The following is a 19,201-nucleotide window of genomic DNA, read 5'->3' as shown; positions in this document are numbered from 1 at the left end:
GGCCACACGCCCGCCCTCATGGCCATCAGGCCACGCCATAGCTCATCAGGCGCTCGTAGCGGCGAGCCAGCAGGTCGTCGGTATCGAGCTTGCCGAGGGCCTGCAGTTGCGAGGTCAGCTCGGCACGGATCGACGCAGCGGCGACGGCCGGATCGCGATGGGCACCACCCAGCGGCTCGGCGATCACCTTGTCGACGATGCCCAGGCCTTTCAGGCGCTCGGCGGTGATGCCCATGGCCTCGGCGGCATCCGGCGCCTTCTCGGCGGTTTTCCACAGGATGGAAGCGCAGCCTTCCGGCGAGATCACCGAATAGGTGGAGTACTGCAGCATGTTCAGACGGTCGCAGACGCCGATGGCCAGCGCACCGCCGGAACCGCCCTCGCCGATGACGGTGGCGATGATCGGGGTTTTCAGGCGCGCCATGACGCGCAGGTTCCAGGCGATCGCCTCGCTCTGGCCACGCTCCTCGGCATCGATGCCCGGGTAAGCACCGGGGGTGTCGATGAAGGTGAGGATCGGCATCTTGAAGCGCTCGGCCATCTCCATCAGGCGGCAGGCCTTGCGATAGCCCTCGGGGCGCGGCATGCCGAAGTTGCGACGGACCTTCTCGCGCACTTCACGGCCTTTCTGGTGGCCGATGACCATCACCGGCTGGTCGTCCAGGCGAGCGACGCCGCCGACCAGGGCCGCGTCGTCGGAGAAGTGGCGGTCGCCATGCAGCTCGTCGAACTCGGTGAAGATGTGCTCGATGTAGTCGAGGGTGTAGGGGCGGCGCGGATGGCGTGCCAGTTGGGCGATCTGCCAGCTGGTCAGGTTGCCGAAGATGCTTTCGGTGAGCGCGCTGCTCTTCTCCTGCAGGCGGGAGATCTCGTCGGTGATGTTCAGCGCATTGTCGTTGCCGACCAGGCGCAGCTCCTCGATCTTGGCTTGCAGGTCAGCGATCGGCTGTTCGAAATCCAGAAAATTCGGGTTCATAGGCTTCCGTCGTGCGCGTGGGGCCAGGCGGCTGGTTCCATTTTGCGCCCTACCTTAAAGGAAGGGCGCGTGTCGGTCGAGAAACGGGAGCGACCATGCGCTCCTCGCTTCAGCGGTAGTGCAGGAAGACGTTGTCGCGCCCGAACTGGTCACGCAATGCCTGAATCAAAGCGTCGGCGGGGTCGATCCGCCACTGCTCGCCGAACTGCAGCAACGCCTTGGCACTCGCTCCACTGTAGTCCAGCGTGATCGGGCAGGAACCGCGATGGCGGTTGCACAAATCGGCCAGCCAGCGCAGGCGGTCACCCTGAAGAGCGCTGTGGTCGACCTTCATGCGCAGGCTTTCGGCCAGGCCGGTGCGGGCCTCTTCCAGGCTCATCACGCGCTTGGCACGCAGGCGCAGGCCGCCGGAGAAGTCGTCGTGGCTGACCTCACCCTCGACCACCACCAGCGCATCGGTCTGCAGCAGTGCACTGGCGGAGTTGAAGGCATCGGCGAACAGCGACGCCTCGATGCGCCCGGAGCGGTCGTCGAGGGTGATGAAGCCCATCTTGTCGCCCTTCTTGTTCTTCATGACCCGCAGGTTGACGATCAGGCCGGCGATGGTCTGGGTGTCACGCGCGGGCTTCAGTTCGACGATGCGCTGGCGGGCGAAGCGACGTACCTCGCCCTCGTACTCGTCGATCGGGTGCCCGGTGAGGTAGATCCCCAGGGCGTCCTTCTCGCCCTTGAGCCGCTCCTTGAGGGACAGCTCCTTGGCGTTGCGGTGGTTGGCGTACATGTCCGCCTCGGGTTCGGCGAACAGCCCGCCGAACAGGTCCATGTGGCCGCTGTCGTGGCTGCGCGCAGTCTGCTCGGCGGCCTGGATGGCTTCCTCCATGGATGCCAGGAGCACCGCCCGGTTGCGGTCGATACCGGCCTGGTAGGCCTTGGGCTCTTCGCTGAAGAACGGGCCCAGGCGATCCAGCGCACCACCGCGGATCAGGGCATCCAGGGTGCGCTTGTTGACGCGCTTGAGGTCGATGCGGTTGCAGAAATCGAAGAGGTCCTTGAACGGGCCGCCTTCGGCGCGGCATTCGGTGATCGCCTCCACGGGGCCCTCGCCCACGCCCTTGATCGCACCGAGGCCGTAGATGATCTGTCCGGCGTCGTCGACGGTGAAGCGGTATTCGGAGTTGTTCACGTCCGGCGCCACGATCCGCAGCTTCATGTTCCGGCACTCTTCGATCAGCGTCACCACCTTGTCGGTGTTGTGCATGTCCGCGGTGAGCACCGCAGCCATGAAGGGCGACGGGAAGTGTGCCTTGAGCCAGGCGGTCTGGTAGGAGACCCAGCCGTAGGCGGCGGAGTGGGATTTGTTGAAGCCGTAGCCGGCGAACTTTTCCACCAGGTCGAAGATGTTGCCCGACAGGTTCGGGTCGATGCCGTTGCTGGAGCAGCCTTCGATGAAGCCGCCACGCTGCTTGGCCATCTCCTCGGGTTTCTTCTTGCCCATGGCACGACGCAGCATGTCCGCGCCGCCGAGGGTGTAGCCCGCCATCACCTGGGCGATCTGCATCACCTGTTCCTGGTACAGGATGATGCCGTAGGTGGGCTTGAGCACCGGCTCGAGGCCGGCGTACTGGTAGTCCGGGTGCGGGTAGGAGAGCTCGGCACGGCCGTGCTTGCGGTTGATGAAGTCGTCCACCATGCCCGATTGCAGCGGGCCGGGACGGAACAGCGCCACGAGGGCGATCATGTCCTCCAGGCAGTCGGGCTTGAGCTTCTTGATCAGCTCCTTCATGCCGCGGGATTCGAGCTGGAAGACCGCGGTGGTCTCCGCCTTCTGCAGCATGTCGTAGGTTTTCTTGTCATCCAGCGGGATGCGGTCGATGTCCACCGGCGGCAGGCCTTTCTTCTCCTGCTCGCGGTTGATCATCTCCATGGCCCACTTGATGATCGTCAGCGTCCGCAGGCCGAGGAAGTCGAACTTCACCAGGCCGGCCGCCTCCACGTCATCCTTGTCGAACTGGGTCACCAGGCCACCGCCCTCCTCGTCGCACGCGATCGGCGAGAAGTCGGTGAGCTTGGTCGGGGCGATCACCACGCCGCCGGCGTGCTTGCCGGTACCACGGGTGATGCCTTCGAGCTTCAGGGCCATGTCCCAGATTTCCTGGGCTTCCTCGTCGGCCTTGAGGAAGTCGCGCAGCGCCTCCTCCTGGTTGTAGGCCGCCTCCAGGGTCATGCCCACTTCGAACGGGATCATTTTCGACAGGCGATCGGCCAGGCCGTAGGACTTGCCCTGCACGCGAGCCACGTCGCGCACCACCGCCTTCGCCGCCATGGAGCCGAAGGTGATGATCTGGCTCACCGCATTGCGCCCGTACTTGTCGGCCACGTAGTCGATCACGCGGTCACGGCCGTCCATGCAGAAGTCGACGTCGAAGTCGGGCATGGAGACCCGTTCGGGGTTGAGGAAGCGCTCGAACAGCAGGTCGTAGGCCAGCGGGTCGAGGTCGGTGATCTTCAGCACGTAGGCGACCAGCGAACCGGCGCCCGAGCCCCGCCCCGGGCCCACCGGCACACCGTTGTTCTTCGCCCACTGGATGAAGTCGGCAACGATCAGGAAGTAACCGGGGAAGCCCATCTGGATGATGGTGCCCAGCTCGAACTCCAGGCGGTCGATGTAGAGCTGGCGCTTCTCCTCGTAGTCCGGGGTCGTCTCCTTCGGCCAGAGCACCGCCAGGCGTTCCTCCAGGCCTTCATAGGAAGCGTGGCGCAGGTAGTCATCGATCCCCATGCCGTTGGGCGTCGGGAAGTCGGGCAGGAAGTGCTTGCCCAGCTGGACTTCGATGTTGCAGCGCTTGGCGATCTCGACGGTGTTCTGCAGCGCCTCGGGGATGTCGGCGAACAGCTCGGCCATCTCCTCGGGGGTTTTCAGGTACTGCTGGTCGGAGAAGGTGCGCGGGCGGCGCGGGTCGTCGAGGACACGGCCCTCGCCGATGCATACGCGGGTCTCGTGGGCTTCGAAATCGCCGGGCTTGATGAAGCGCACGTCGTTGGTGGCCACCAGTGCCGCACCGCAACGATCGGCCAGGGCGACGGCGGCATGCACGTGTTCCTCGTCGTTGACCCGGGCGGTACGCTGCAGCTCCAGGTAGAAGCGATCCGGGAAGACGGCCTGCCACTCGGCCAGCAGCGCCTCGGCGCCGGCCTGGTCGCCGCTGAGCAGGGCCATGCCGATCTCGCCTTCCTTGGAGCCCGACAGGGCGATCAGGCCCTCGGCAGCCTCCTTCACCCACTCGCGCTGGATGATCACCAGGTCATTGCTCTGGCCTTCGGACCAGCCCCGGGACACCAGCTCGGTGAGGTTGCGGTAGCCCTTGGCATTCATCACCAGCAGGGTCATGCGCGTCAGCGGCCCGTCCTCATAGGGGCTGGCAAGCCAGATGTCGGCACCGCAGATGGGTTTGACGCCCCCGCCCATGGCGGCCTTGTAGAACTTCACCAGCGAGCACATGTTGCTCTGGTCGGTGATCGCCACGGCGGGCATCCCGGCGCTCGCCACGGCCTTGATCAGCGGCTTGACCCGCACCAGGCCGTCGACGAGTGAATATTCGGAATGCAGACGGAGATGGACGAAGGCGACAGTCATGGCGGTCCTATAGAAAACGCAAAAACGGCAAGGCCGGGATTGTACAGCGGAAGCGGCAGCTGGCTTCAAGTCGGGAACGGCCGGTCGCCGGCACGAACGCCGGCAGGCCGATGAAACGGTGCCCGGGAGGGCCGGAAGGAATCAGTCGACGCCTTCGATCACCGCCCGAACAGGGGCGAAGGAGCGCCTGTGGATGGGCGTCGCGCCCAGGCGACGCAAGGCTTCCAGGTGCACAGGCGTCGGGTAGCCCTTGTGCCCGCCCATGCCGTAGCCCGGGTAGAGCGCGTCGAGCGCCTGCATCTCGCGGTCGCGGCTGACCTTGGCCAGGATCGACGCAGCGGCGATGGCCGGCACCTTGGCGTCACCCTGGATCACCGGCGCGCTGGGCACCGCCAGTTTCGGGCAGCGGTTGCCGTCGATCAGCGCCAGCTTCGGGGTGACACTGAGGCCTTCCACCGCGCGCTGCATGGCCAGCATGGTGGCATGGAGAATGTTGAGGCGGTCGATCTCCTCCACCTCGGCACGGGCGATGCACCAGGCGAGGGCCTTCTCGCGGATCTCGTCGAACAGCGCCTCGCGGCGCGCTTCGCTGAGCTTCTTGGAATCGTTGAGACCGAGGATGGGGCGGGCCGGATCGAGGATCACCGCGGCGGTGACCACCGGACCACAGAGCGGGCCGCGACCGACTTCGTCGACGCCGGCCACTAGCTCCTCCACCAGGGTGAAATCCAGTCCGAGCTGCATCAGCGAGTCCCTATCAGGTCGAGCACCGCGCCCGCGGCTTCCTTGGAAGCATCGAGACGCAAGGTACGGTGGATGCGATCGAAGCCCTCGGTCTGCACGTCCCCGCCGTCGAGCAGCGGCACCAGGGTCTGGGCCAGCGCCTCGGGCGTCGCGGCGTCCTGCAGCAGCTCGGGCACCAGCAGGCGCTGGGCCAGCAGGTTGGGCAAGGACACGTAGGGGCTCTTCACCAGGCGCTTGAGAATCCGATACGTCATGGGTGCGACCTTGTAGGCCACCACCATGGGGCGCTTGTACAGCAGCGCTTCCAGGGTCGCCGTGCCCGAGGCGATCAACACCGCGTCGCAGGCCGCCAGGGCCTGGTGCGAGCGGCCGTCCAGCAGGGTCAGCGGCAGGTCGCGGCCGGCGAGCATCTGCTCCAGTTGCTGGCGCCGCGCGGGGCTGGCACAGGGCAGCACGAAATGCAGGCCCGGACGCATCGAGCGCATGCGCTCGGCGGCGTCGAGGAACAGGCTGCCGAGACGACCGACCTCGCCACCACGGCTGCCGGGCATCAGCGCCACCAGCGCGGCACCTTCCGGCACCCCGATGGCGGTGCGAGCCGCCGCGCGGTCGGCTTCCAGCGGAATGGTGTCCGCCAGCGGATGACCGACGAAGCGCACCGGCACCTGGTGGGCCTCATAGAACTGCGCCTCGAAGGGGAACAGGGTGAGCATCAGGTCGCAGCCTTCGCGGATCTTCAGCACGCGCTTCTGCCGCCAGGCCCAGACGGAGGGGCTGACGTAATGCACGGTGCGGATACCGGCGCGGCGCAGCTTGAGTTCGACGCCCAGGTTGAAATCCGGGGCGTCGATGCCGATGAAGACGTCCGGGCGGGCGTCGATCAGGGTGGCGATCAGGCGCTTGCGGCGACTCAGCAGTTCGGGCAGGCGGCCGAGCACTTCGACCAGCCCCATCACCGCAAGACGCTCCATGGGGAAATAGGAAGCCAGGCCCTCCGCTTCCATCAGCGGGCCACCCACACCGATGAACTCGGCATCGGGATGACGGGCCTTGAGGGCTTGCATGAGGCCGGAGCCGAGGATGTCGCCGGACGCCTCGCCGGCGACCAGCGCGATGCGCAATGGACGGGTCATGAGATCAGCGAGTGATGCCGCGGGTCGAGGACTGGATCGAGTCGCGGAACACCGCGACCTCGGGGAATTGCGCGGAAGACTCGGCGAGTTCGGCAAGTGCCTGCTCGACGGTCAGGCCCTGGCGGTAGACGACCTTGTAGGCCCGACGCAGGGCCTGGATCGCCTCGGCGGAAAAACCACGGCGGCGCATGCCTTCGAAGTTCATGCTGCGCGCCTCGGCCGGGTTGCCGAAGACGGTCACGTAGGCAGGTACGTCCTTGCCGATGGCGGTACCCATGCCGGAGAAGCTGTGGGCGCCGATGCGGCAGAACTGGTGCACCAGGGTGAAGCCGGAGAGGATCGCCCAGTCGTCCACGTGTACATGGCCCGCCAGCGCCGTGTTGTTGACCAGAATGCAGTGGTTGGCGATGACGCTGTCATGACCGATATGCACGTAGGCCATGAGCAGGTTGTGGTCGCCGATGGTGGTCTCGGAGCGGTCCTGGACGGTGCCGCGGTGGATGGTCACACCTTCGCGGATCACATTGTGGTCACCGATGACCAGGCGGGTGGGCTCACCCTTGTACTTCAGGTCAGGCGTGTCCTCACCTACCGAGGAGAACTGGTAGATGCGGTTGTGCCTGCCGATGCGCGTGGGGCCCTTGATGACCACATGGGGGCCGACCACGCTACCCTCGCCGATTTCCACATCGGGTCCGATGATCGACCAGGGGCCGACCTGGACGTCATCCGCCAGCCGGGCTGACGGATCGATGATGGCGCGAGGGTCGATCAAACTCATAATTTGCGTTCCGCACAGATGATTTCAGCCGAGCAGACTTCCTTGCCATCGACGCTGGCCTGGCACTCGAACTTCCAGATGCTGCGCTTTACGCTGCGGAAGCTGGCTTCGAGGATCAACTGGTCGCCCGGCAGCACAGGCTGGCGGAAGCGCAGCTTGTCCGAGCCGACGAAGTAGTACAGGGTGCCGTCGGCAGGCTTCACGTCGAGCATCTTGAAGCCGAGGATGCCGGCGGCCTGGGCCATCGCCTCGATGATCAGCACACCCGGCATGATCGGGTGCTCGGGGAAGTGGCCGTTGAAGAATGGCTCGTTGATGCTGACATTCTTGTAGGCGCGAATGCGCTTGCCCTCGATATCCAGATCCACGACCCGATCCACAAGAAGGAAAGGGTAGCGGTGCGGCAGGTATTCGCGAATCTCGTTGATGTCCATCATTTTCCTGGAGCCTTAAAAGGGGATTGGGGATGCGCGGCGCTGCGCAGGTCACGCATCAGATGAAGCATCCCCGCCCGGGGTCACTGACGCCAGGCGCTTTTCCAGCTGCTGCAGACGACGCGCCATGTCATCCAGCTGGCGAATCCTGGCTGCGCTCTTCTTCCATTCCGCCGCAGGTTGCATGGCGGTACCGGAGGAATAGGCACCAGGCTCGGTAATGGAACGGGTCACCATGGTCATGCCGGTGACGAACACGCCATCGCAGACCTCGATATGCCCGACCATGCCGACACCGCCTGCAATCATGCAGTTGCGGCCGATCTTGGTACTGCCGGAAATACCCACGCAGCCGGCCATGGCGGTGTTGTCACCGACCTGGACGTTGTGGGCGATCATGATCTGGTTGTCCAGCTTCACGCCGTTGCCGATCAGGGTGTCGGCCAGGGCGCCACGGTCGATGGTGGTGTTGGCACCGACCTCGACATCGTCGCCCAGGGTGACGCCGCCGATCTGCGCGATCTTCTGCCAGACCCCCTTCTCGTTGGCGAAGCCAAAGCCCTCACCCCCGATCACGGCACCCGACTGGATGACCACGCGCTTGCCGATACGCACGTCGTGGTAGAGCGTCACGCGCGGCGCCAGCCAGCCAGCCTCGCCTATCACGCTGCGTGCGCCCACGACGCTGTACGCGCCGATGGTGACACCGGCGCCGATCTGCGCACCGGACTCGATCACCACGCCGGGCCCGATGCTTGCCGACGGATCGACCTTGGCATCGGGGGCGACCACTGCACTCGGATGGATGCCAGGTGCGGCGACGGGCTTGGGATCGAACAGGTGGGACAGCCGGGCATAGGCCAGGTAGGGGTTGGGCACCAGCAGCGCGTCACCGGCGAAGCCTTCGGCATCGGCCGGAGTCAGCAGTACGGCGGCGGCACGGGTATCGGCGAGGAACTTGCGGTACTGCGGGTTGGCCAGGAAGGTCAACTGGTCGGGACCAGCGTCCTGCAGAGTAGCCAACCCGGAGACAACCCTGGTCTCGTCGCCACGCAGGGTGGCGTCGAGACGCTCGGCCAACTGGCCGAGGGTGAAGGTCGCGACGGTCATATCAGCGCAGTTGGTTCATGCGCTCGATGACCTGGCGAGTGATGTCGTACTGAGGTTTGACATCGATCACCGCACCGCGCTCCAGCACCAGGTCGTAGCTGCCCTTCTTCAGGACTTCTTCGACGGCCTGGTCCAGCTTCGGCTTCAGTTGCTTGAGCATTTCACGGTCGGCAACGGCCTTGGCTTCGTTCAGTTCCTTGGACTGGAACTGGAAGTCACGGGCTTTCTGCTTGAACTCGAGCTCCAGGCGTTCACGCTCGGCCTGCTGCATCTTCTCGCCTTCCTTGACCAGGCGATCCTGGATGCGCTTGGCATCGCTTTCCAGGGTCTTCAGCTTGGTCAGCTGGGGGCCGAACTTCTTCTCGGCATCCACGGCGTACTTCTTCGCCGAGTCCGATTCAAGGAGCGCCATCTGATAGTTCAGTACCGCAACTTTCATCTCGGCAAAAGCCGGAGAGGCCATCAGGGCCGCGGCAACCAGAACGATTTGAGTCAACTTACGCACGATGCACTCCTGCAACAAACACTGTTGTCTTCTTGATCAGCAATTAGAAAGTCTGGCCCAGGGAGAACTGGAATACCTGGGTGTCGGCATTGTCCGGCTTCTTCACCGGCATGCCCAGGCTGAAGCTCAACGGCCCCAGCGCGGTGATCCAGGTCAGCCCCACACCCACGGAGCTGGCGAGATCGCCTGCGTTGATGCTGCTGCAGTTGGTCGCGGTGGACGAGCAACTGGTGTCGAACACGTTACCCACATCCCAGAACAGCACGGTACGCAGCTGGCGCTGGTCCTTGACGAAGGGCAGCGGGAACAGCAGCTCCACGCCGCCCTGCACCAGAACGTTGCCGCCGAAGGGCAGCGGGTCCTGGTCCGGGTCGGCGATGGTGCCGGGGTTGCGACCGGTACTCGGGGTACTGCGCGGGCCGAGGCTGCTGTCCTCGAAGCCACGCACCGAGTTGAAGCCGCCGGCGAAGTAGTGCTCGTAGAACGGCAGCTCGGAGGTGGAGCCGTAGCTGTCGCCGTAGCCCAGCTCGGTGTGCCAGCGCAGCGCGGTGCTCTGGCTCAGCGGGGTGAACAGCTGGGCACGGTAGTCGAGCTTGAAGAACGACAGGTCGCTGCCCGGCAGCGTGCTTTCCAGCACCAGGCTCTGGGAATGGCCACGGTTGGCCAGCACGCCACGGTTCAGGGTCGATTCGGACCAGCCGATGGAGCCCTTGAAGTTCAGGTACTTGTCGCCTTCCTGGCGGATGAAGTCGAAGATCTCGTCGACGGTGTAGCGGCCGGTGCCGATCTCGTCCTGCTGCACGGTCAGGCCGAAGGTCAGGCGCGAGGTCTCGTTGATCGGATAGCCGACGCTGACGCCGCCACCGAGGCTGTCCACCGAATAGCTGGATACGTCGACATCGAGGTCGTCGTAGTCGGTGGTGCGGTAGAAGGCGTTGTAGCCCAGGCTCACGCCGTCGACGGTCCAGTAGGGATCGACGAAGCCGAAGTTGTAGCGGGTCTGGTACTCGGAACGGGTCAGGCCGATGCTGACCTTGTTACCGGTGCCGAGGAAGTTGTTCTGGCTGATCGAGCCACCGAGGATCAGGCCCGCGCTCTGAGCGAAGCCGACACTGGCGGTGATGGAGCCGGAAGGCTGCTCTTCGACGCTGTAGTTGACGTCGACCTGGTCGTCCGTGCCCGGCACCTGCGGGGTCTCGACGTTGACTTCCTTGAAGAAGCCCAGGCGTTCCAGGCGGGTCTTGGACTGGTCGATCAGGTAGGTCGAGGCCCAGCCACCTTCCATCTGGCGCATCTCGCGGCGCAGCACTTCGTCCTCGGACTTGGTGTTGCCACGGAAGTTGATGCGGTTGACGTAGGCACGCTTGCCCGGATCGACGGCGAAGGTCACGGAGACGGTGTGATCCTCGTCGTGAGCCTGTGGCACGCCGTTGACGTTGGCGAAGGTGTAGCCCTCGTTACCCAGGCGGCGGGTGATCAGCTCGGAGGTGGTGGTCATGATCTTGCGGGAGAAGACCTGGCCTTCCTTCACCAGCAGCAGCGACTTGACCTCTTCTTCCGGCACCTTCAGGTCGCCGGAGAGCTTCACGTCGCGGATGGTGTACTTCTCGCCCTCGTCGACGTTGACGGTGACGTAGACGTGCTTCTTGTCCGGGGTGATGGATACCTGGGTGGAAGAGATATCCATGTTGATGTAGCCGCGGTCCAGGTAGTAGGAGCGCAGGCGCTCCAGGTCACCGGAAAGCTTCTCGCGGGCGTACTTGTCGTCGTTCTTGAAGAACGACAGCCAGTTGGTGGTCTTCAACTCGAAGAGGCCGATCAGGTCCTCATCGGGGAATACGGTGTTGCCCACCACGTTGATGTGCTGGATGGCAGCGACCGTGCCTTCGTTGATGTTGATCTTCAGCGCGACGCGGTTGCGCGGCTGCGGGATCACCTCGGCTTCGATCTCGGCGGAGTAGCGGCCCTGAGCCACGTACTGGCGCTGCAGCTCGTTACGCACGCCTTCGAGGGTCGCGCGCTGGAAGATCTCGCCTTCGGAGAGGCCGGACTGCTTCAGGCCCTTGAGCAGGTCTTCGCTGGTGATGGCCTTGTTGCCTTCGATCTCGATGCTGGAAATCGACGGGCGCTCGACCACACTGATCACCAGGACCCCACCATCGCGGCCGAGCTGGATGTCCTGGAAGAAACCGGTCTTGAACAGGGCGCGAGTGGCTTCAACCAAGCGGCGGTCATCCGCCTGATCGCCGACGTTGAGCGGCAGAGCACCGAACACGCTGCCGGCGGATACCCGCTGCAGGCCGTTTACGCGGATGTCGGAGATGGTGAAGGACTCGGCGTGAACTTCGCCGATCATGAGTGCGGCGAGCACCGCAGTTAGCAACAGGCGTTTCATGAAGTCCTTTTTTATTCCAACTGATAATAAGGAATCTGCCGCGAAGGGCGGCAGATCCGGAATTCAGCGACGCGTTACAGACGGCCCAGATCGTTCACCAAGGCCAATAGCATGACCCCGACGACAAGACTGATGCCGATCTGTACCCCCCAAGCTTGCACCCGCTCTGACAGTGGTCGTCCACGCGCCCATTCGATCAGGTAGAACAGCAGGTGCCCCCCGTCCAGGACGGGAATTGGCAACAGATTGAGAACCCCCAGGCTTATGCTCAGGTAGGCCAGGAAATTCAGGAAATCCCCCACGCCGGACTGGGCTGAAGCGCCCGCCACTTTAGCAATGGTTATCGGCCCGCTCAAGTTTTTTACCGAGAGCTCGCCGAGCAACATTTTCTTTAGGGAATCCAGAGTTAGCAGGCTCATGGACCAGGTCCGCGCCGCTGCCTCGCCGACCGCATCGAGCGGGCCGAAGCTCACCTCGCGCAGCATCTCCGCCGGCCACTCACCCGCCTTGACGCCGGCGCCGAGGAAGCCGCTGCGGGCGTCACCCTCGCCACGCGCACCAAGAGTGACAGGCATTTCGGCGACCTGTCCGTCACGCTCGTAGCTCACCGTGATGCGCTGGCCCGGGCGGCTGCGGACGAAATCCACCAGCTGCTGCCAGTCATCCATCGCTTGCCCGTCGAGGGCGCGGATGCGATCACCCGGGCGCAGCCCGGCAGCCTGGGCCGGTCCTTCCGGCACTTCGTCCAGCACCGGCGGCATGGCCGGACGCCACGGCCGGATGCCCAGCGAACCGATGGGGTCAGGCTCGTCAGCCCCTTTCAGCCAGTCGTTCAGCTGCAGGCGCAGCGGGGTCTCGGCAGTCGAGCCCTGGCTGCGCACCACCAGGTTCAGGTCGCCGCTCTCGCCGAGACGACGCACCAGCTGCAGGTTGACGCCGCCCCAGCCGGTGACGGCCTTGCCATCGACGGAAAGGATTTCCTGCCCGACCTGCAGGCCGGCCTGCGCGGCGATGCTGTCGACGGCGACGGAGCCCACCACCGGGCGCACCTGCTGGGCGCCCAGCATGGCCAGGACCCAGAAGAACAGCAGCGCAAGAAGGAAGTTGGCAATGGGCCCGGCGGCGACGATTGCGATGCGCTGCCCCACGGGCTTGCGATTGAACGAACGGTCGAGCTCCGCAGCGGGCACTTCGGCCTCGCGCTCGTCGAGCATCTTCACGTAGCCGCCCAGGGGAATGGCGGCGATCACGAACTCGGTGCCATGGCGGTCATGCCAGCGGACCAGCGGGGTACCGAAGCCGACGGAGAACCGCAGCACCTTGACACCGCAGCGACGAGCGACCCAGAAGTGGCCGAACTCGTGGAAGGTGACCAGCACTCCCAGTGCCACCAGGGTGCCCAAGACCATGTATAGCGCGCTCATCGAGAACCTCCGGGCTCAACGCCCGTGACGGGCCAACCAATCCTGCGCCGCAGCGCGTGCTCGGGCGTCCGCGAGCAGCACGGCGTCCAGCGTTTCGACCGCCAGCACCGATTCGCGGTTCAGCACCTCGTCGATGATACTCGCGATCTCCGTGAAGCGAATGCGCCGCTCGAGGAAGGCCGCGACAGCCACCTCGTTGGCGGCGTTGAGCATCGCCGGGGCACTGCCCCCCGCCTCCGCCGCCTGTCGCGCCAGGCGCAGACAGGGGAACCGCGTCTCGTCGGGCTTCTGGAAATCCAGCCGACCGATACGGAAAAGGTCCAGCGCAGAGACACCCGAATCGATGCGCTCCGGCCAGGCCAGGGCATGGGCGATCGGCGTACGCATGTCGGGGTTGCCCAGCTGGGCGAGCACCGAGCCATCGACGTAATCGACCAGGGAATGAATGACGCTCTGGGGGTGGATCACCACCTCGACCTGGCACGGGCTCGCATCGAACAGCCAGCAGGCTTCGATCAGCTCGAGCCCCTTGTTCATCATGCTCGCCGAATCCACGGAGATCTTCCGCCCCATGGACCAGTTGGGATGGGCACAGGCCTGTTCGGGGCTCACCTCATGCAGCACATCCAGCGATGTTTCGCGGAACGGACCGCCGGATGCCGTGAGGAGGATGCGCCGCACGCCGACCTGCGCAAGGCCACGAGAATAGTCCCCCGGCAGGCACTGGAAGATCGCGTTGTGCTCGCTGTCGATGGGCAGCAATACGGCACCACTGTGGCGCACCGCCTGGATGAACAGGGCCCCGGACATCACCAGGGCTTCCTTGTTGGCCAGCAGCACGCGCTTTCCCGCCTCGACGGCCGCCAGGGTCGGCTTGAGGCCGGCCGCGCCGACGATGGCGGCCATGACCGCATCGACCTCGGGATGGGACGCGACCTCGCAGAGCCCGGCCTCCCCCACCAAAACCTCCGTGGTCAGGCCGGCGCCCTGGAGCCCGGCCTGCAGGCGGCGAGCGGACTCCTGGTCAGGCACCACGGCATAACGCGGACGGTGCCGCAGGCACAGGGCTTGCAACTCGGACAGGCGGGAGAAACCGCTCAGGGCGAAAGCTTCATAGCGCAGAGGATGGCGCGCGATGACATCCAGGGTGCTGAGACCGATGGAACCGGTGGCCCCCAGCACGGTGATGCGTTGCGGACGGCTCACAGACTGCCCCAGCCGGCGACCCACAGCAGCGCGGCGAACATCGGGATGGCGGCGGTGAGGCTGTCGATACGGTCCAGCACGCCACCATGGCCGGGCAGCAGGTTGCTGCTGTCCTTGATGCCGGACTGGCGCTTGAACATGCTTTCGGTGAGATCACCCACCACCGAGATCAGCACCACCAGCGCGGCGCCGAGCAGGCCGGCGAGCAGCGCGCCACCGTCCCAGCCGCGGTAGATGCCCACGCCCAGGGTGATCAGCAGGCTGGTGCACAGGCCGCCGACCAGGCCTTCCCAGCTCTTGCCGGGACTGACCGCAGGGGCCAGCTTGCGCTTGCCGAAGGCCTTGCCGGAAAAATAGGCACCGATGTCAGCGGCCCAGACCAGCACCATCACGGCGAGGATCAGCCAGTTGGCCAGCGGCCACTGCTTGAACAGCACCAGACCCTGCCAGGCCGGCAGGAGGATCAGCAGGCCGATCACCAGCTTGCCGGCGGGACCACCCCAGTAGCGGCTGGAGCCTGGATAGCCGAGCACCAGCAAGGTCGCGGCCACCCACCAGAGGATGCCGACAGCCAGGACCCAGGGCGCCAGGACCGGGGCCTGGTAGAGAACGAACAGCAGGGCCGCGACCAGCGCGGCGTAGCCGATACGGGCGGGCTGGGCGTCGAAGCCGGCGAGGCGCGCCCATTCCCAGCCCCCAAGGCTGACCACCAGGCCGATGAACAGCGCGAAAACGCCACCATCGAGCAGGAAGAAGCCTCCCAGCGCGATGGGCAGGAGCACCAGCGCGGTGATGATTCGTTGTTTGAGCATCGTTAACGGGCCTCGGCTTCTATCTGTTCGCTGGTCTTGCCGAAGCGGCGTTGGCGCGTGGCGTAGTCACCCAGGGCCTTGCGCATGGCTTCGTGCTTGAAGTCGGGCCAGAACAGATCGGAGAAATACAGCTCGGCGTAGGCCAGCTGCCAGAGCAGGAAGTTGCTGATGCGATGCTCGCCCCCGGTGCGGATGCACAGATCGGGCAGCGGCAGGTCGCCAGTGGCCAGGCAGTTCTGCAACAGCCCGGGCGTGATCTCGTCCACCTGCAGGTGCCCGGCCTGGACCTCACGGGCCAGGCGCTGGGCAGCCTGGGTGATGTCCCACTGGCCACCGTAGTTGGCAGCGATCTGCAGGGTGAAGCGGTGTTCGCCAGCGGTCAGCAACTCGGCTTCGCGCATGGCGGCCTGCAACTCGGGATGGAACCGCGAACGGTCGCCAATGATGCGCAGGCGAATCTGGTTGTCATTCAGGCGCCGCGCCTCCCGGCGCAGGGCCGAGAGGAACAGCTCCATCAGCGCGCCGACCTCCTCGGCCGGACGCTGCCAGTTCTCACTGGAGAAAGCGAAGAGCGTGAGCACCTCGACACCTGCCTCGGCACACACCTCGATCACTGCACGGACGGCATCGACGCCGGCCTTGTGACCGGCGACGCCCGGCAGCAGGCGCTTCTTGGCCCAGCGATTGTTGCCATCCATGATGATCGCCACATGACGCGGGATCGCTGGAGAAACGCCTTTCTTGTCCATATGGGGTGCCGTCAGACAGCCATCAGGTCGTTTTCTTTGGCTTCCAGGCCCTTGTCGACCTCAGCGACGAACTTGTCGGTCAGCTTCTGCACATCATCGGCAGCGCGACGCTCGTCGTCTTCGCTGATTTCCTTTTCCTTCACCAGGTCCTTTAGTTGCGCCAGGGCATCGCGGCGGATGTTGCGCACGGCGATACGGGCGTTCTCGGCTTCGGCGCGGGCCTGCTTGGTGTAGCCCTTGCGGGTTTCCTCGGTCAGGGCCGGCATCGGCACGCGGATGGTGGTACCGGCGGTGGCCGGGTTGAGGCCGAGGTCGGAGGTCATGATGGCCTTCTCGACCGCCTGGATCATGCTCTTGTCGAACACGGTCAGGGCCAGGGTGCGGGAATCCTCGGCAGTCACGTTGGCCACCTGGCGCAGCGGGGTATCGACGCCGTAGTAGGACACCATCACGCTGTCCAGGATGCTCGGATGCGCACGCCCGGTACGGATCTTGGCGAAGGCATGGCCCAGGGACTCCAGGGTCTTGGTCATGCGCTCCTGCGCGTCCTTCTTGATCTCGTTGATCATTGTTCGCCCTCCTCGATCAGGGTTCCTTCGGCGCCACCCACAACGATGTTCAGCAGGGCACCGGGTTTGTTCATGTTGAAGACCCGCAGCGGCATCTTCTGGTCACGGCACAGGCAAATCGCCGTCAAGTCCATCACGCCCAGCTTGCGATCCAGCACCTCGTCATAGGTGAGGTGCTCGAACTTCTCGGCGTTCGGGTCCTTGAAGGGGTCGGCAGTGTACACGCCATCCACCTTGGTGGCTTTCAATACCACGTCGGCATCGATCTCGATCGCACGCAGGCAGGCGGCCGAGTCGGTGGTGAAGAACGGGTTGCCGGTACCGGCGGAGAAGATCACCACTTCGCCGCTCTTGAGGTGGCGCATGGCCTTGCGGCGGTCGTAGTGATCGGTCACGCCGACCATGGAAATGGCCGACATCACCAGCGCGGGGATGTTGGAACGCTCGAGGGCGTCGCGCATGGCCAGGCCGTTCATCACGGTGGCCAGCATCCCCATGTGGTCGCCGGTGACCCGATCCATGCCGGCCGCGCTGAGGGCCGCGCCACGGAACAGGTTGCCGCCGCCGATGACCAGGCCGACCTGGACGCCGATGCCGACCAGCTGACCGATTTCCAGAGCCATGCGATCCAGGACCTTCGGGTCGATCCCGAACTCCTCGGACCCCATCAGGGCTTCGCCGCTGAGTTTGAGCAGAATGCGTTTATAGCGAGGTTGGCGACCACTCACCTGCTGAGCCATTACGAGTTCTCCTGCGGCGCATTGAATTCATGGAGCACGGGGCTCCGCTGTCCTGGAGCGTAGCTTCGACTACGCACGTGGCACTTGGTGCCCGCCTGGCGGACATGGCCACGGAAACCGCCCCGAAAGGGTTCCCCAGTTTGACGAAGAGGCCGCGCGCGTTAGCGGGCAGCCTCTTGCGGGGCGACAGCCTAGGCCGTCTTACTGCTTGGTTGCAGCGACTTGTGCAGCAACTTCGGCAGCGAAGTCCACTTCGACCTTCTCGATGCCTTCGCCTACTTCGTAGCGAACGAAGGAAACGATCTCGGCACCGGCTTTCTTGGCCAGGTCACCGACCTTGACTTCCGGATCCTTGACGAACGGCTGCTCGACCAGGCTGGCTTCGGCGAGGAACTTGGCGATACGGCCCTTGACCATGTTCTCGACGATGTTCTCCGGCTTGCCGGCGATCTTGTCGGCGTTCAGGGCCAGGAAGATTTCCTTTTCCTTGGCAACGGCTTCTTCGGAAACCTGGGAAGCGTTGAGGAACTGCGGGTTGCTGGCAGCCACGTGCATGGCGATGTCGCGAGCCAGTTCGACGCTGCCGCCTTTCAGGCTGACCAGTACGCCGATGCGGTGGCCGTGCAGGTAGGCACCCACGACATCACCCTCGACGCGGGTCAGGCGACGGATGTTGACGTTTTCGCCGGTCTTGGAAACCAGGGCCAGGCGAGCTTCTTCGCGGGAGGCAACCAGCGGCGCGGCGTCGGTCAGCTTCTCTTCGAAAGCCTGCTCGATGGTGGCGGCGACGAAGCTCTTGAAGTCGTCCTGCAGAGCCAGGAAGTCGGTCTGGGAGTTGACTTCGATGATCACGGCGGCCTTGTTGTCGGCAGCGACCTTGACGGCGATCGCGCCTTCGGCGGCGATGTTGCCGGACTTCTTGGCGGCCTTGATGGCACCAGCGGCGCGCATGTCGTCGATGGCCTTCTCGATGTCGCCATCGGCGGCGGTCAGGGCCTTCTTGCAATCCATCATGCCCAGGCCGGTACGCTCGCGCAGTTCTTTAACCAGGGCTGCAGTAATCTCTGCCATGTTCGCAATCCTCTTGAATAGGTTTTCAACCATTCAGCCCGGCATTCCGGGCAGACAATATCGGAGGTGGCAAAAAGGGGGCCTAGCCCCCTTCTTGCGCACCGGGTAACGCTAAGCGCGCTGGCCTCAGCCTTCGGCAGCCTCGGAAGCGGCAGCTTCTTCGACGAACTCGTCAGCACCGCCGTTGGCGTTCTGACGGCCACGCAGCACGGCGTCGGCCATGGCACCCAGGTACAGCTGAACGGCGCGGATGGCGTCGTCGTTACCCGGGATGATGTAGTCAACGCCTTCCGGGCTGCTGTTGGTATCGACAACGCCGATGACCGGGATGCCCAGCTTGTTGGCTTCGGTGATAGCAATGCGCTCGTGGTCGACGTCGATCACGAACAGAGCGTCCGGCAGGCCGCCCATGTCCTTGATGCCACCCAGGCTGCGTTCCAGTTTTTCCAGATCGCGGGTGCGCATCAGCGCTTCTTTCTTGGTCAGCTTGGTGAAAGTGCCGTCCTGAGCCTGGGTTTCCAGGTCGCGCAGGCGCTTGATCGACTGACGGATGGTCTTGTAGTTGGTCAGCATGCCGCCGAGCCAGCGGTGATCGACGTACGGGGAGCCGCAACGAGCTGCTTCTTCGCGGACGATCTTGCCAGCGGAACGCTTGGTGCCGACGAACAGAACCTTGTTCTTGCCTGCAGCCAGTTTCTCAACGAAGGACAGGGCCTCGTTGAACATCGGCAGGGTTTTTTCCAGGTTGATGATGTGGATCTTGTTACGCGCGCCGAAAATGAACTTGCCCATTTTCGGGTTCCAGTAACGGGTCTGGTGGCCGAAGTGCACACCGGCCTTCAGCATATCGCGCATGTTGACTTGGGACATGATAGTTCCTTGATAAGTCGGGTTAGGCCTCCACGTATCCCAATCTCC

Annotated in this window: 17 protein-coding genes; all 17 read right to left on the bottom strand. The window is 64.6% G+C overall.

Annotation, left to right across the window (positions count from 1 at the left end):
* Window positions 1-25: 25 nt before the first annotated feature.
* Complete coding sequence (gene accA / locus ACYJSS_RS06325; protein WP_111261658.1) at window positions 26-976, bottom strand: acetyl-CoA carboxylase carboxyl transferase subunit alpha; 951 nt, start codon at window positions 974-976, stop codon at window positions 26-28.
* Window positions 977-1,085: 109 nt separating this feature from the next.
* Complete coding sequence (gene dnaE / locus ACYJSS_RS06320; RefSeq protein WP_111261659.1) at window positions 1,086-4,610, bottom strand: DNA polymerase III subunit alpha; 3,525 nt, start codon at window positions 4,608-4,610, stop codon at window positions 1,086-1,088.
* 141 nt (window positions 4,611-4,751) lie between these two features.
* Window positions 4,752-5,354 (bottom strand): ribonuclease HII, encoded by a 603-nt coding sequence (rnhB, locus tag ACYJSS_RS06315; RefSeq protein ID WP_111261660.1) that lies wholly within the window; start codon window positions 5,352-5,354, stop codon window positions 4,752-4,754.
* A complete protein-coding gene (gene lpxB / locus ACYJSS_RS06310) occupies window positions 5,354-6,487 on the bottom strand; it encodes a lipid-A-disaccharide synthase (RefSeq protein ID WP_111261661.1) in 1,134 nt (377 codons plus the stop codon). Before lpxB ends, rnhB begins: the two co-directional genes overlap by 1 nt.
* Before the next feature lie 4 nt (window positions 6,488-6,491).
* Window positions 6,492-7,268: an acyl-ACP--UDP-N-acetylglucosamine O-acyltransferase gene (lpxA, locus tag ACYJSS_RS06305; RefSeq protein WP_111261662.1), complete on the bottom strand. Its 777-nt coding sequence runs from the start codon at window positions 7,266-7,268 to the stop codon at window positions 6,492-6,494.
* Complete coding sequence (gene fabZ, locus ACYJSS_RS06300) at window positions 7,265-7,705, bottom strand: 3-hydroxyacyl-ACP dehydratase FabZ (protein ID WP_031287666.1); 441 nt, start codon at window positions 7,703-7,705, stop codon at window positions 7,265-7,267. The genes lpxA and fabZ overlap by 4 nt, the downstream gene beginning before the upstream one ends.
* 48 nt (window positions 7,706-7,753) lie before the next feature.
* On the bottom strand, window positions 7,754-8,812 hold the full coding sequence (gene lpxD / locus ACYJSS_RS06295) for a UDP-3-O-(3-hydroxymyristoyl)glucosamine N-acyltransferase (RefSeq protein WP_111261663.1): 1,059 nt from the start codon (window positions 8,810-8,812) through the stop codon (window positions 7,754-7,756).
* Between the two features lies 1 nt (window position 8,813).
* A complete protein-coding gene (locus ACYJSS_RS06290; RefSeq protein ID WP_031287668.1) occupies window positions 8,814-9,317 on the bottom strand; it encodes an OmpH/Skp family outer membrane protein in 504 nt (167 codons plus the stop codon).
* Window positions 9,318-9,360: 43 nt separating this feature from the next.
* Complete coding sequence (gene bamA / locus ACYJSS_RS06285) at window positions 9,361-11,712, bottom strand: outer membrane protein assembly factor BamA (RefSeq protein ID WP_111261664.1); 2,352 nt, start codon at window positions 11,710-11,712, stop codon at window positions 9,361-9,363.
* A 74-nt stretch (window positions 11,713-11,786) separates the two neighbouring features.
* Window positions 11,787-13,136: an RIP metalloprotease RseP gene (gene rseP / locus ACYJSS_RS06280; protein ID WP_111261665.1), complete on the bottom strand. Its 1,350-nt coding sequence runs from the start codon at window positions 13,134-13,136 to the stop codon at window positions 11,787-11,789.
* Window positions 13,137-13,151: 15 nt separating this feature from the next.
* Window positions 13,152-14,342, bottom strand: coding sequence for a 1-deoxy-D-xylulose-5-phosphate reductoisomerase (ispC, locus tag ACYJSS_RS06275; RefSeq protein ID WP_111261666.1), 1,191 nt, complete (start codon window positions 14,340-14,342; stop codon window positions 13,152-13,154).
* Window positions 14,339-15,154, bottom strand: a complete 816-nt coding sequence (locus ACYJSS_RS06270) for a phosphatidate cytidylyltransferase (RefSeq protein WP_111261667.1) — start codon at window positions 15,152-15,154, stop codon at window positions 14,339-14,341. Before ACYJSS_RS06270 ends, ispC begins: the two co-directional genes overlap by 4 nt.
* 2 nt (window positions 15,155-15,156) lie before the next feature.
* Window positions 15,157-15,903 carry a polyprenyl diphosphate synthase gene (uppS, locus tag ACYJSS_RS06265; RefSeq protein ID WP_111261668.1) on the bottom strand — a complete coding sequence of 249 codons (747 nt, stop codon included), beginning with the start codon at window positions 15,901-15,903 and terminating at the stop codon, window positions 15,157-15,159.
* Between the two features lie 11 nt (window positions 15,904-15,914).
* On the bottom strand, window positions 15,915-16,472 hold the full coding sequence (gene frr, locus ACYJSS_RS06260) for a ribosome recycling factor (protein WP_111261669.1): 558 nt from the start codon (window positions 16,470-16,472) through the stop codon (window positions 15,915-15,917).
* The gene (gene pyrH / locus ACYJSS_RS06255; protein WP_111261670.1) at window positions 16,469-17,212 is read right to left on the bottom strand and encodes a UMP kinase; all 744 of its coding nucleotides are present in this window, start codon (window positions 17,210-17,212) and stop codon (window positions 16,469-16,471) included. The genes frr and pyrH overlap by 4 nt, the downstream gene beginning before the upstream one ends.
* A gap of 201 nt (window positions 17,213-17,413) precedes the next feature.
* Window positions 17,414-18,283 carry a translation elongation factor Ts gene (gene tsf / locus ACYJSS_RS06250; RefSeq protein ID WP_111261671.1) on the bottom strand — a complete coding sequence of 290 codons (870 nt, stop codon included), beginning with the start codon at window positions 18,281-18,283 and terminating at the stop codon, window positions 17,414-17,416.
* 126 nt (window positions 18,284-18,409) lie between these two features.
* On the bottom strand, window positions 18,410-19,153 hold the full coding sequence (gene rpsB / locus ACYJSS_RS06245) for a 30S ribosomal protein S2 (RefSeq protein ID WP_111261672.1): 744 nt from the start codon (window positions 19,151-19,153) through the stop codon (window positions 18,410-18,412).
* Window positions 19,154-19,201: the final 48 nt, after the last annotated feature.

Source organism: Pseudomonas sp. No.21, assembly GCF_054558415.1.
Note: the sequence above shows the minus strand (reverse complement) of the source record. Positions and strands in the feature narration are given on the sequence as shown.

Coding starts and splice junctions, on each gene's coding strand:
- uppS (WP_111261668.1), bottom strand. CDS start 15,903: ATGGACAAGAAAGGCGTTTCTCCAGCGATCCCGCGTCATGTGGCGATC.
- lpxA (WP_111261662.1), bottom strand. CDS start 7,268: ATGAGTTTGATCGACCCTCGCGCCATCATCGATCCGTCAGCCCGGCTG.
- lpxD (WP_111261663.1), bottom strand. CDS start 8,812: ATGACCGTCGCGACCTTCACCCTCGGCCAGTTGGCCGAGCGTCTCGAC.
- rnhB (WP_111261660.1), bottom strand. CDS start 5,354: ATGCAGCTCGGACTGGATTTCACCCTGGTGGAGGAGCTAGTGGCCGGC.
- fabZ (WP_031287666.1), bottom strand. CDS start 7,705: ATGATGGACATCAACGAGATTCGCGAATACCTGCCGCACCGCTACCCT.
- tsf (WP_111261671.1), bottom strand. CDS start 18,283: ATGGCAGAGATTACTGCAGCCCTGGTTAAAGAACTGCGCGAGCGTACC.
- lpxB (WP_111261661.1), bottom strand. CDS start 6,487: ATGACCCGTCCATTGCGCATCGCGCTGGTCGCCGGCGAGGCGTCCGGC.
- frr (WP_111261669.1), bottom strand. CDS start 16,472: ATGATCAACGAGATCAAGAAGGACGCGCAGGAGCGCATGACCAAGACC.
- accA (WP_111261658.1), bottom strand. CDS start 976: ATGAACCCGAATTTTCTGGATTTCGAACAGCCGATCGCTGACCTGCAA.
- ACYJSS_RS06270 (WP_111261667.1), bottom strand. CDS start 15,154: ATGCTCAAACAACGAATCATCACCGCGCTGGTGCTCCTGCCCATCGCG.
- dnaE (WP_111261659.1), bottom strand. CDS start 4,610: ATGACTGTCGCCTTCGTCCATCTCCGTCTGCATTCCGAATATTCACTC.
- pyrH (WP_111261670.1), bottom strand. CDS start 17,212: ATGGCTCAGCAGGTGAGTGGTCGCCAACCTCGCTATAAACGCATTCTG.
- bamA (WP_111261664.1), bottom strand. CDS start 11,712: ATGAAACGCCTGTTGCTAACTGCGGTGCTCGCCGCACTCATGATCGGC.
- rseP (WP_111261665.1), bottom strand. CDS start 13,136: ATGAGCGCGCTATACATGGTCTTGGGCACCCTGGTGGCACTGGGAGTG.
- rpsB (WP_111261672.1), bottom strand. CDS start 19,153: ATGTCCCAAGTCAACATGCGCGATATGCTGAAGGCCGGTGTGCACTTC.